At 36.0% G+C, this 13,260-nt stretch carries 9 protein-coding genes and 1 pseudogene; 7 read left to right on the top strand and 3 right to left on the bottom strand.

Annotation, left to right across the window (positions count from 1 at the left end):
• Positions 1 to 3: 3 nt before the first annotated feature.
• From lysA to K3248_RS05060, 3 genes are all read left to right on the top strand, one after another.
• Positions 4 to 1,278 (top strand): diaminopimelate decarboxylase, encoded by a 1,275-nt coding sequence (gene lysA / locus K3248_RS05070; RefSeq protein WP_220717314.1) that lies wholly within the window; start codon positions 4 to 6, stop codon positions 1,276 to 1,278.
• A gap of 116 nt (positions 1,279 to 1,394) precedes the next feature.
• Positions 1,395 to 3,833, top strand: coding sequence for a TIGR02302 family protein (locus K3248_RS05065; protein ID WP_220717313.1), 2,439 nt, complete (start codon positions 1,395 to 1,397; stop codon positions 3,831 to 3,833).
• Positions 3,834 to 4,112: 279 nt separating this feature from the next.
• Entirely contained in the window at positions 4,113 to 4,856 is a 744-nt protein-coding gene (locus K3248_RS05060; protein ID WP_220717312.1) for a class I SAM-dependent methyltransferase, read from the top strand.
• Between the two features lie 280 nt (positions 4,857 to 5,136).
• Here the strand turns inward: K3248_RS05060 and K3248_RS08765 are convergent.
• From K3248_RS08765 to tsaD, 3 genes and pseudogenes are all read right to left on the bottom strand, one after another.
• Positions 5,137 to 5,531: pseudogene (locus K3248_RS08765) on the bottom strand (helix-turn-helix domain-containing protein).
• 371 nt (positions 5,532 to 5,902) lie between these two features.
• Entirely contained in the window at positions 5,903 to 6,337 is a 435-nt protein-coding gene (locus K3248_RS05055) for an EVE domain-containing protein (RefSeq protein ID WP_220717311.1), read from the bottom strand.
• Positions 6,338 to 6,736: 399 nt separating this feature from the next.
• Positions 6,737 to 7,831 (bottom strand): tRNA (adenosine(37)-N6)-threonylcarbamoyltransferase complex transferase subunit TsaD, encoded by a 1,095-nt coding sequence (gene tsaD / locus K3248_RS05050; RefSeq protein WP_220717310.1) that lies wholly within the window; start codon positions 7,829 to 7,831, stop codon positions 6,737 to 6,739.
• A 339-nt stretch (positions 7,832 to 8,170) separates the two neighbouring features.
• On the opposite strand from tsaD, the gene K3248_RS05045 reads away from it, so the two are divergent.
• The 4 genes from K3248_RS05045 to K3248_RS05030 all read left to right on the top strand — a co-directional run bounded on the left by K3248_RS05045 (position 8,171) and on the right by K3248_RS05030 (position 12,984).
• Complete coding sequence (locus K3248_RS05045; protein WP_220717309.1) at positions 8,171 to 9,376, top strand: COG4223 family protein; 1,206 nt, start codon at positions 8,171 to 8,173, stop codon at positions 9,374 to 9,376.
• 11 nt (positions 9,377 to 9,387) lie between these two features.
• A complete protein-coding gene (locus tag K3248_RS05040; protein ID WP_220717308.1) occupies positions 9,388 to 10,947 on the top strand; it encodes a heme biosynthesis protein HemY in 1,560 nt (519 codons plus the stop codon).
• A gap of 90 nt (positions 10,948 to 11,037) precedes the next feature.
• Positions 11,038 to 11,787 carry a glutamine amidotransferase gene (locus K3248_RS05035; protein ID WP_220717307.1) on the top strand — a complete coding sequence of 250 codons (750 nt, stop codon included), beginning with the start codon at positions 11,038 to 11,040 and terminating at the stop codon, positions 11,785 to 11,787.
• Between the two features lie 150 nt (positions 11,788 to 11,937).
• Positions 11,938 to 12,984, top strand: a complete 1,047-nt coding sequence (locus tag K3248_RS05030) for a DUF2125 domain-containing protein (RefSeq protein ID WP_220717306.1) — start codon at positions 11,938 to 11,940, stop codon at positions 12,982 to 12,984.
• The last annotated feature ends 276 nt before the right edge of the window (positions 12,985 to 13,260 follow it).

The raw sequence follows: 13,260 nt of genomic DNA, 5'->3' as shown, positions 1-13,260 counted from the left end.
AGTATGCATTTTTTTCCCTATCATCAAGGTACACTTCATGCTGAGGCTCTTTCACTTGCTGATCTTGCTCAAAATATTGGAACACCCTTTTATTGTTATTCTGCACATGCAGTGGTTACACGTTTTAAAGATTATCAAAATGCATTTAAAGAGATGCCAAGTTGGATTGCTTATGCGGTAAAAGCTAATTCTAATCAAGCAATTTTACAGCTTTTAGCAGCAAATGGATCTGGAGCGGATGTTGTTTCAGAAGGGGAATTACGACGCGCTCTTGCTGTTGGTATTCCCGCGAATCGTATTGTTTATTCTGGTGTTGGAAAAACTATAAAAGAGATAGATTTTGCTCTTTCTCAGGATATCTATTGTTTTAATGTTGAATCAGAACCGGAACTTGAACAATTGTCACAACGTGCTGTTGCTCTTTCAAAAACAGCGCGTGTTTCATTACGGATTAATCCAGATGTTGATGCAAGGACGCATAAAAAAATTACCACAGGAAAGTCTGAGAATAAATTTGGTATTCCATTATTGTTGGCAAAAGAAGCTTATAAAAAAGCTGTTCATTTACCTGGATTACATGTTTGTGGGATCGATATGCATATTGGTAGTCAGATTTGTGATTTAAAACCATTTGAGGAAGCCTTTTTGATTATCGCAGATTTTGTGCGTCAATTATTGAGCGATGGTTTAGCAATAACGCATATAGATATTGGAGGGGGGCTTGGTATTGCATATGGCAATGAAGATTCTTCAGTACCATCTCCTTTTGATTATGCAGCGCTTGTAAAGAAGTATATTGCACCTTTAGGACTTAATATTATTGTAGAACCAGGGCGTAGCATTGTTGGGGAAGCAGGCGTATTGGTAACATCTGTTCTCTATTTAAAAAAGGGAGAAGGACGGAATTTTGTTATTGTGGATGCGGCGATGAATGATCTTATACGCCCAACGCTTTATGATGCCTGGCAAAATGTGCTTCTTGTGAAAAAAGTTCCTAAAAATACACCGCTTATTCGTGCAGATATTGTGGGTTCAGTGTGTGAAACCGGAGATTATTTAGCATTAGATCGTTGTCTTCCAATTTTGTCTGCTGGCGATTTATTGGCAATTACGGGAACGGGTGCTTATGGTGCAGTGATGGCAAGCACCTATAATAGCCGCCTTTTGGTGCCGGAAGTTCTCGTCCAAGAGACACGTTTTGCAGTCATTCGGCCACGTCTTGATTATGCGCAATTGATAGCCTGTGATCATATTCCAGAATGGATTGAGAATTGTTAAATATTTTGTGTCTTATTTATACTAAACTTTAGTGAAACAATTTATTTGCTGGAAATTGTCTTGGATGGGTTTTATGCTCTTTATTTATCATTGTAAAAGGGGACAAATCCTTGTCTATGAAAAATGAAAACATCAAAAGTTTTGTAAAAATAAAACTTTTGTGTGTACGCATTTTGATGTGGCTTATTCTCTCATTTGAGAGGATATGGGTGCGGTTGTTGCCATTTTTCTTAGTTCTTAGTTTCTTTTGTTCGCTAAGTTGGCTGGGTGTTTTTAGTATTTTGGGATATTGGCCACATCTCTTGTTACTTTTGCTTATATTTTTTTCCGCAGTGGGAAGCTTATTTTTCCTTATTCGTTTTCGCTTTCCGACTATAAAAGATGTTAATCTTCGGCTTGAAAAAGCAAATAATCTAAAGAATCAGCCTTTAAGTGTCCAAACAGACCATTTATATTCTGAAAATGATAAAGATTTTCGTGCCGTTATTTGGCGTGAACATCAACGTCGTATGGCGGAACAATTATACCATTTGAAAACGGGATTTGTTTCTCCCAATAGTGCTGCTTTTGATCCTCTTGCTTTGAGAGCTTTATGCTTTCTTCTTTTTATTTGTGCTTTTAGTTTTTCTTTTGGTTCATTAGGAGGGCGTTTATCTGATGCTTTTGATTTTCGTCCTATCGTTGATGAAAAATTGATGCGTATTGATGCTTGGGTCACACCACCCGCTTATACAGGTGTTGCACCCATTTATTTAACAAAAGGGGAGATAACACAGGTTACCGTTCCTGAAGGCAGTGATGTCGTTGTACGGGTTGTTAATGGCGCTGGTATTACAGTAAAAGCAGTTTCTGAAAAGAACGCCCATAAAGTTTTATTTTCAAAAAAAAGTGAAAAAACCCCCTGGAATGATCCAATTGTTCAGTTCGAAACACATTTAAAATATCCGGTAGATTTGTTTGTGTCCTCACGTCATAAACAACAACAATGGCATTTGCAGGTGATTAAAGATCAGCCTCCAACAATTCATTGGGTAGAAAAACCAGGGCGAATTTTGACGGGTTCGTTAGAACTTCAATATGAACTGGATGATGATTACGGAGTAACAAAGGCTTTTGTTGAAATAGAACCCCTTTTTAATCCACACAAGAAGATATCTTCTCTTTATAAGGCTCCTGAAATAAAGCTTCTTTTACCGCGTGGTGGCAAAGGTAGAATGCGAATGGTACAAGATGTCTCTGGTCACCCATGGGCTGGTTCAAAAGTTAAGATTACTTTGGTAGCAGAAGATGGTTTTGGGCAACAAAGCCGTAGTAAAACTTTTGTTATGACATTACCGCAGCGTGTTTTTTCAAATCCTGTTGCACGTGCTGTAAGTGAATTGCGTCGTTTGCTAGCCCTTGATGCTTCTGCAAAAGAACGTGTTCTCGATATGCTTTCTGCTTTGCTGGTACGTCCAGAAGAGGGGATTCAAAATACAACACATTTTCTCGTTTTACAAAGTGCATGGACAAGACTTTCTCTGGCAGAAAAAGAAGATGAATTGCGCAATGTGGTTGATTATTTATGGCAAATTACTTTAGGTATTGAAGATAATCAGATCGAGTCTGTTCAAAAAAACTTAAAACAAGCACAAGCTGCTTTGCGTGATGCACTGCGTTATGGAGCGCCCCCTGCAGAAATTGAACGCCTTATGGCAGATTTACGTCAAGCTATGGATGATTATATTCATGCTTTGGCTGAAGAAAAACAAGAAAATAGGCTCTCTCAAAATTCTAAAGATTCTAAAAGCTCTGGTGAAACTCCAAATCTTTCTGAAGATACATTAGACGAAAAGCTGAATCGCATTGAGGAAATGGCTAAAATGGGCTCCTCTTTAGCAGCTGAACAGTTGTTGTCTGAATTTGAACAGTTGCTTGATAATTTGCATGTTCAAAAACAAAATGGAGGAAAGAGTGAAAGCCAGTCTGCAAAAATGAAACAACAAATGGATCAGCTTGGAGATTTGATGCGTCGTCAGCAAGAAATTCTTAATGAAACGCATCAGTTAAAAACACAACAACATGGAGACAATGCTTCAGAAGAACAAGGAAAATCTTTGCAAAAACGTCAGGCGGAGTTGCAATCTGAATTATCAAAGTTAGAAAAGGAATTGTCAGAACAAGGATTTGAAGTAAGTGAAGCATTCAAAAAAGCAGAAGAAAAAATGAAGTCTGCACAAGAGGCTCTTAATCATAAAAATCACCAAGAATCTATCCAAAATCAATCAGATGTTTTAGGAGCTTTAAGAGAAGGTGCACAAAGTGTTTTAAAAGAAATGCGTGAAAAACTTGAAAAAATGGGAGAAAATAAGAAGACTGCTCCCAGTTTTGAAGATCCATTAGGGCGTTCACTTTCTTCAAAAACAAATCAAGAACAGAAAGGTGTTTCTACACCACAAGAAAGTGACCAAATGCGTACGCGGCAAATTTTAGAAGAAATTCGCAAACGTCTTGGTAAAGAGCATCTTTCAGAAGAAGAAAAAAATTATCTTGAACGGTTACTACATCTTAATTAATCACTTGGTTTTTATTCTTCATAAGTGCAAAAAAGAGTGTAGGTAAAGCTTTTAGGGCATGCAAATTCTCAAACTCAAAAGATATTTTTAAAATTCAAAAATATGATCAAAACATTTATAATGAAATGAGCATTAAAACATTTCATGCGATTTTGATGCTTAAAATATGAAATATTGAAACTGTTCACTATTGCGGAGAATAAGCAGCAGTCCATATAAGTATGAATGAGGTATATAAACCTATAATGTTCGAAATTTATTTCTACATGGTATATTGACTTGGATATAGTTACACTAAGAGATTTTTATGCTTCTACACTTGGGCTGCGCGTACAGGAGACGTTGTGTGGTCAATTAAATATATGGTGGCCAGATCTTGATGATAAACGGGTTATGGGTTTTGGTTATGCACTTCCTTATCTTTCTGTATTGCGTCAACGTGCTCAGCAGTGTTTTGCTTTTATGCCTGCAGCTCAGGGAGCTTCTCCTTGGCCCTGTCCCGATAAGGTTGCTAGCGCGCTTGTTTTCGAAGAAGATTTGCCACTTCCTGATGCTTCGATTGATTGTATTTTATTAATTCATGCACTTGAGTATTCAGAAAATGCATTCGAAACATTAAATGAAATGTGGCGTGTTTTAGCTCCTAATGGTCATTTAATTGTTATTGTTCCTAATCGTTCCGGCTTCTGGGCTCGAAATGCTTGTACACCTTTTGGCTATGGTCAGCCTTATAGTCGGCAACAGATTACACGTTTGTTTGAAAAAACAAATTTTGTTTCTGAATCCGTGCAAGAAATTGTACATTATATGCCTTTTTCTGGCTATATTGCGCGGTCATTTTCATTTTTTTATGAGCCATTTGCACGTTATCTTTTGCCCTATTTTGGTGGTCTCTTAATCTGTCAGGCACAAAAACGCGTTTATCAAGGTTTACTTGTGCAACGCCGCCAATCACGACGCGTCTTTATTCCTGCATTATCGCCACAAGCAAGCAATACATTGGTTTATAAAAATCATTCATAATTTTATTTATTGTTTTGCACCGCTTTCAATAAAATAAAAGTCTTTCGTTTTCAATTTTCCTATTTGCCTTTCGCATGCCAAAAATGTTGGATTGGTGCGTAAACAAAATCATTTAAAAAGGCATCTTTATACATAAATTGGGAAAGCATAAAGCATGATAATGCCAATTTTATAACTACGTAAGAGATATTCCTCATCTTAAATATATGGGCATTGTAGTAAAAAAGTGAAGAGATAAAAATCATTTTGTAGTTATAAATATTCTCATAAATTGAAAGATTTAAGCGATAAAAGTTTGTGCATGAGATGGGGCTTGTACAATTTTTGTCGTAAACGGTAAATATGGGTTCTAATGTGTGGGTGATAATATTTTGGTGATAGCCCAAAACTTGCGCTAAGAGTGTTTCACGATTTACGATTTGGTTATTGGTGTACAGGGTATTTAAGAATTGCTTTTTGTGAGGCGAATTTCGTCGTTATTTTAATGGCTTGATATCCTTCAAGGTCCGATAACTTAAAATCAAAAATAGCCAGATCAATACTTGTCTCTTAAGCTATTGTTATTTCTGCTTTGGCTTGAAAAATTTCAAATTTCTTGTGTATTTGTAATTGTTCTATCAAAATAGGGAGCAGATCATTATCTTTCTCAACGATTAAAAGGGCATAGCAGTTCATTCTTTCCTTATAAGGTCATGTTTATGCTCTTGTTGATGAAGGGTAGTTTCGTAAAAAATGGTCGTTTATGCCAGAAAATTAAAGAAATTATTTAAAATCAACCTGTTGTTTCTTTTATAATGATGTACTGATAAGTGTTTTTTTGTGTATAGGGTCTTTCACGTATGGAGAAAAAACATTTTTATGCTTTAAGCAGATTGATATATTTTCGTTGTTAAGTCAGCATGACGGAAAGAGTACAATGCCTTTGTAAAAATCGTTATTTAGAGAGATTTCACAATAGCTTTTATGTTTTTGGGTGTTCCGGTTTCCTTTTTCATATGTAAGATAGTTGGTATAATATTTGTAGAGAGATGCTCATTATCATTGCTTTAAATGGACAACATGTCCACTTTAAGATTTCCCATCAGACAAACTTCTTTCCATTCTTCTTTTGTTACGGGTTGTACTGATAAGCGACTGGCATTGACCAACACCATATTTTTTAGTTTAGGATTTGCTTTAATTTGTTTTAATGAAACAGGGGTTGGCATATCACAAAGCGCGCAGATATCCACACACTCCCAGCGTGGATCAAGGGTTGTAGAATCAGGATGTGCTTCAGCACAAACCTCTACAATACCGACGATTTCTAATCCTTTATTAGAGTGATAAAAAAAGCCTTTATCACCATATTTCATAGCACGCATATTGTTACGAGCTTGATAATTGCGCACACCATCCCATTGTTCGCCTTCAGCTCCTTTTTTCTTTTGCATATCCCATGACCATTTATGGGGTTCTGATTTAAAAAGCCAATAAGCCATAAGAGTTCCTTTTATAAGTCTTAATATTATTTTATTCGTTATAATTTTTGCTTTAAAATGGTGTAAAGAATAGATGTATTGTTGTGTCTTTTCTTTTTGAAAATAAGCATATTTTAATGGAAAAACAAACGATATCTTTTATGTATTTTATAATCCTTATTGTTTGTTATTCTATGCTTTTTTACACTTTATTGAGTATTTACTAGGAAAGCGATTTTAAAAGCTTAATGACATATAAAAAGGTTTTACTTTCCTGTCCTTTTAAGCTTTTAGCCAATATGGATCGTGTTTTGTTGGAAAATAATAAAAAACTGTTTTAAAAATAGAAAGATGATTTTGATAAAAGATCAAACTATAAAGTGTTGCGTAATGGGCTGAGAAACCTATTTGTATGTTATTTTATGCTTTTGTTCCGCGGCGTCCCATTCCAATTAAGGGAGGCGCTTTTTCATCTAATGGCCAACGTGAGCGAGGAGCAATATCGAGAGGGCTTGTTTCTCCGCGTGCAAGTCTTTGTGCACCAGCAAAAGCAATCATGGCTGCATTGTCGGTGCATAGGGAAAGGGGAGGAGCTATAAATTCAAAACCATGTTGATGTGCAAGGTCTTTTAATGTTGAACGAATCGCTTGGTTTGCTGCTACTCCACCTGCAACAACTAACGCAGGAGGACGATGCCCTTGATAATAAGAAAGAGGATACTGACTGATAAAGTGTTGCAAAGCTAAAAAAATACGATCATGCACTGTATCAGTTACAGCAGCTTGAAAACTTGCTGCAATATCAGCAACATCATTTTCTGTGAGGGGAGCCATTGCTGTTGCGGCTTGCCGTACAGCGGTTTTAAGTCCGGAAAAAGAAAAATCTAAGCGCTTTTCACCTTTTAAAGGACGTGGAAGAGGAATACGATTTTTATCACCCAATAACGCTGCTTTTTCAAGTGCTGGGCCACCAGGATAAGGAAGACCTAAGAGTTTTGCAGTTTTATCAAAAGCTTCTCCCAACGCATCATCAATGGTGGTTCCTAAACGCTGGTAGTTGCCAATTCCGTGAACAAGAATTGTTTGTGTATGACCACCTGAAACCAACAATAATAAATAAGGAAATTTAACCTTATGTGTGAGCACAGCTGTTAAAGCATGCCCTTCCAAATGATTGACAGCAATAAAAGGTTTTCCTGTCGCAAGAGAGAGTGCTTTTGCACTCATGACTCCCACAAGAAGCCCTCCTATCAAACCAGGACCACTTGTGGCTGCAATACCATCAATATCTTTCAAGTTGGTATTTGCTTGTGTTAGTGCTTGTAGAATCAAGTCATCAAGAACTTCCACATGGGCACGAGCAGCAATTTCAGGGACAACACCACCGTAAGGCGTATGATGCTCAATTTGGCTTAAAACAATATTGGATAGAATTTGGCTTTTTTCTTCATCGTGATATTCAATAACAGCAGCAGCAGTTTCATCGCAACTTGTTTCTATTCCCAAAAGGCGCATTTCAGACAAAACCTTATGTTAAAATTTCTTCTTCGCATGCGTACCATTTGATAGGTAAAGATGCAAAGAACTTCTCTTTCTTCTCTAATAAGTGCTTTATTAAAAAATTAAGACTTCTTTTTTAGTATAAAATGCTCATGTTTTTCTAAAAAGCTTGTTTATAAAAGTATATAATTGTAAGAATCTCCTTTGAGAAGACAATGTTAAAATTTTGATGAAGAGATACTATTAATAAAAAAAGTCTAAAATAAACGCTATTATTCAAAAAATACTTAATGTTTAAAGCTTTTTTTATTTTATAATCTTATTTTTAAAAAGAAATACAAAAAAGTGACTAAAATGGCTGATTCTTCAAAATCTAAAGGTAAATCCCGTGATACAAGTGCTCGCCCTAAAGAATCTACGATTAAACAGGATAGTATGCACAATGATGAAGCTTTGAATCATGATGTAGAGCAAACAATACAAAATACTGTAAAATCGGATATAGAAGAAAAACCAAATAAGCAATATAAACAAAATATACCTACAACGCATATGATGTGGATTCTCTTGCCAATTTCAGGGCTTTTAGGGGGCATTATTACTTTGGCTTTATGGGGTGGGCTTCAATGGGCTGGTTTTCTTTCTCCTTCTTTTGTAGAAAATCATGCTCAAGAACAAAAAGCCTTACAAATTGCTAAAACTGTTGAAAATCAAAGTGAAGAAACACGGGAGCAATTAAAGAATGTGCTTCAAGAAATTGATGCCTTGAAAACAGATCTTTCTTCTTTTTCATCACAGCGTGTTGCTACAACGCAAAGTAATGAAGCATCGCAAAAAGAAAATAAACAAGCTTTTGCTGCTTTAGAGAAAAAAGTAAATGAACTTGAAGAATATGTGAACACTTTAATTGAAGTTTCAAAAAATATGGAAAAAGCCATATCTGTTGGACAGGAAAATAGAAATGATCTTGCTGTGTTAAAAAAGCAAGTGGAGACTATGCAGGAAAAGGTTACTGCTCAAAATGATAAAGCAAAAGAAAAAAATACTGCGCTCTTTATTGCAATCAGTTCACTCAAAAATGCAGTAGAGCGTGGTGGGTCTTATAGTAATGAATTAAAAACATTACAGCAATTATTACCTTCGATGGATGGACTTGAGCTATTACAAAAGACAGCCTCTATAGGGCTTCCAAGTTCAGCACAACTTGCAGCTGATTTTGCGCATGTTGCAGATGACATTGTTGCTACGCAAAATATTGTTGCTTCAAATGCTAGTTTTTTTGAACGGATTTTGGCATGGGTAAAAGGACTCGTCATTTCACGCCCTATTGGGAATGTTGAAGGTACAACCTTGGGTGCAATTACAGCGCGGATGGAGGTTGCTATCCAAATGGGTGATTATGAAAAAGCTTTGAGTGAATGGAAAACGTTGCCTCAAAGTGCAAAAGATGTTTCGGTAGATTTTATCTATCAACTTGAAACACACATGGCTGTTCAGCGGTCTCTTCAACAGTTGCTGCTGTCTGTACAGCAAGGATCCGTTAAGGCAACAAAGATGTAAATAGGCTTAAGATGATACGTATTTTTATTTATACTTTTGTTGTTTGTATAATTGGTTTGGCTTTGGGATGGGTTGCTAATCACAACGGTATCTTTGTCCTTACATTTTTGCACCTGAGATTTTCTGCTTCATTGCTTACTGTTTTAAGTTTGCTTATTTTGTTTGTTGGAATTTTGGTGCTTTTATGGTTGTTGTTATCGGCCTTGTTTTCTATACCTCATTCTCTTTTTCATTATTTTGACAAACGTAACCAAAAGCGCGGTTATGAAGCACTTTCACAAGGAATTCTTGCAGCTTTTGCAGGAGATGGTCTTTTAGCACAAAAAATGGAAGCACGTGTTGTAAAATATCTTGCAAAAAAACAGGAACCCTTAGCAAAACTCTTACAAGCTCAAACATTGTCTTTGCAGAATAATTCGTTGCGCGCCATTGCTGTTTATGAGGAAATGAGAAAGGAACCACAAACAAAATTGGTTGGGCTTTATGGTTTGTTCCGTGAAGCTATGAAGAGTAAAGCTTATGAAGCAGCACAACAATATGCAGAAGAGGCGCTAGCTTTATCACCAACAGTTTTATGGGCGCATAAAACTGTACTTGATCGATTAAGCGCTGAAGGTGAGTGGGATAAAGCACTTACCCTTTTTGAGAAAGCACAAAAAACTTTACCACGTTCTCTTCGTTCAAGTGCAGAGCGTCATCATGTCCAAGTTTTGCTGTTAAGTGGGAAAGCACTCCATCTTTTTGAAACAAAACCTATGGAAGCACGTAAAGCTATCTTAAAAGCATATAAATTAGATCCTGATTTTATACCGGTAATCATCATTACTGCTGATATTCTTTATAAGCTTAATGAAACGCGTAAAGCTGATAAAATGATTATTGCTGCTTGGCAGAAAAATCCTCATCCTGATTTAGGAAAACTTTATTTAAAAAAAGAAAAAGGGGCTGCTGGACGGTTAAAAAAAGCAAAAACACTAGCCTCTTATAATAGAGATACATTTGAATCGGCTTTTCTCATTGCTAAAGCGGCTTTAGATGCTGGAGAAATAGCATTAGCAAGAGAACAGGCACAAAAAGCACTTCAGTATCATCCACGGGAAAGTGTTTATTTATTATTGGCAGATATTGAAGAGGCACAGGGAAATAAGCAAGGGGATATGCGTCAATGGCTTTCTTTGGCACTGCGTGCTGAGCGCGATCCAGTATGGATGTGTGATGGCACTATTTTTCCTTCTTGGTTAGCTGTTTCTCCTATAAGTGGGCGCTTGGATTGTTTTGAATGGAAAGCACCTCCGCGAATGCCTCTTCTTACATTAGAGGCTGACAATATTGTGCCCAAAAAAGAAGATAAAGAAAATATCGTGAAAAAAAATACTGTTACAGAAAAGAAGCTTGAAGAATTTTCTATAGAAAAAGATAATTCTTTGCGACTTACTCAAATAAACAAACAAGATGTCAAAACACATCAAAAAGAAATGGTAAAACAAACCCACTTAAATGTTGATGATCCAGGCGTTAAAACAGAAGAAGAGGGAGCATCTTTGTTAAAAAAGAAGTTTCGTTTATTTTAAAAGAATGGTTATAGTGCGTATTATAAACGGCTATTTTTTTCATTTGAAAAGTGAGATGTCATTTAAGTTGTAAAAGTGATTGGTTAAAAAATGTTTTTGATACAAAAATGTACTGATAAAAAACAAAAAAACAATAAACCAAAAATTGCAATTGTTATGCATCGTCGTACATCTACATACACTGGTCGTTTGGGGAAATTCTTGCAAGAAAATGGTTTTGATCTTGATATTTATCGTCCAATTTTGGGGCAAAACCTTCCTTCTACACTGGAGCAATATGCTGGTGTTGTTATGTTGGGAGGGTCGATGAGTGTCAATGATAAAGAAGATTATATCAGCAAAGAAATTGATTGGATTTCTTTGTCATTGAAAGAGGATAAACCTTTTTTGGGAATTTGTCTTGGAGCACAAATGTTGGCACGAAATTTAGGAGGCAGTGTTGGAACAAAAAGTGATGGGACAGTTGAAGTAGGATGGTATCCACTCCAAGCTACTCCACAAGGAAAAATACTGATGAATTGGCCAGAAATGGTTTACCAATTTCACGATGAAGGTATTTTTGATTTACCTAAAGAGGCAGTGCTTTTGGCAACAGGAAATACATATCCTACGCAAGCGTTTCGTTATGGAAAAAATGCGTGGGGATTACAATTTCATGCTGAATTTACGCGTGCTATGATACAGCGTTTAGTGGTTGGTTCAGCACATAAATTAACCGAAAAGGGAGCACAACCTGCTGCTGCGCATTTCAAAGGTCGCCTTATTTATGATCAGGCATTGAGCAAATGGTTTGAAGAGGCATTACAACAGATTTTTGGCGTATCTGATGCGCTTGTGTGAAGCTTAAAAGACTGTTTATCATTATGAGATAAGGAAAGCTTTTATTGTGTTTACGTCCTTTCAATTACGGCTATTGCGGAAAAGTCACGCTTTGCGCTTTTTATTTTACAGTTTTTTTTGTTTGATGCTCATATTTATTTATAGTGCAACGTGGTTTTTTTTTCACGTAAAATAGAAGACCATGTTTCCCATTTATTTGCAAAAATATCTTCTCATGACATAACAGCTACGTGTGTACATCTGCGTAAAAATGGTTATCCATTCCGTATCGGTATTCTTTGTGATAAATTTCAATTGGATTGGCCTTTACGCGGAGTTTCTTTATCAACAGGACATTTAACCGTTAATGCACCAGTTTATGCATCGCATTGGATAGAATTTAATGTTCATTCGCCTGCATCAATTGTTTTCATGGGAAAGTCTCCTATAGTATCACATTGGCGTAAGCTTGTGATTGAAACCGAGCCTTATTGGAAAAGAGATCAAAAATTAAAGTTAAGGGCTGAAGGGCTTGAAATTTCTTTTCTTGAAAAGAAAAATCATCAAAGAAAATTGAAAACACAGGCAACAGATACAAAAATGAGACAAGAAAATGCTGAAAATGAAGTCTCTTTGAAAGATACTTATGGTATCATTACACATTCGTTAGATCAGAATAATGTACTCCCCAAAATAGCAGCTGAATTTTTAAAACTTGATCTTAAACGTGAGAAGAATCAATTATCAGGATATATGATTTTTGATGATTTTGATGTTTCTTATCTTTTTTCACCTTATTTTTCTGATTTTCCAAAAGTAGACGGCAATTTACAGTGGACTTTTGATGATATGGACAATTTATTTGATGCCCATAATGAAAGAAATTGGAAACAGCATCTGTATGGGAAAAGTGGTTTTTTAAAGCATAGCGAATTAACTTTTCAAACTGGGGGAGTGTTGCATGTTAGCGGGCCGTTCTCTTTTGATGATGAGGGGTATTTGACCGCAAAATTTCAAATTTCCTTTCTTCAAAAGACAAAACTGCTTACGACTTTACAGCACTTATTTCCTGCGCAAGAGCGCACTCTTGAAACTTTATTTTTTATTTTGAATAGTTTTCCTCAAAATGCGGATGGTTCTTCTGTTTTTTCTTTGCTGATTAATCATGGGTGGGTAAAACTAGGATTTGTAAAACTTGGACGCCTTGCACCCCTTTAAAGTTTGAATATTTGGGTTTTAAAGTCGTGTAACCAATATTACTTGCAATGATAAAATAAAAAATATGGAGATGCATTTTCAGTGAGAGCACCAATACGGTTCGTTATATTATGAATTTGATCTTCTTTTGGTTTTATCCAAGCAGCAAATGGATCTTTTCTTGTTTCTGCTTTTTTGAAAAATTAAAAACTATAATACATTGCTTTTTTAAGCGCTCATGTTGCGTATTAGTAGGCTTTTTTCTTCATGATAAAGGGATATCTAGAAGAAGCTTTA

It is taken from the genome of Bartonella raoultii (assembly GCF_019659805.1).
Taxonomy (GTDB): Bacteria; Pseudomonadota; Alphaproteobacteria; order Rhizobiales; family Rhizobiaceae; genus Bartonella; species Bartonella raoultii.
Note: the sequence above shows the minus strand (reverse complement) of the source record. Positions and strands in the feature narration are given on the sequence as shown.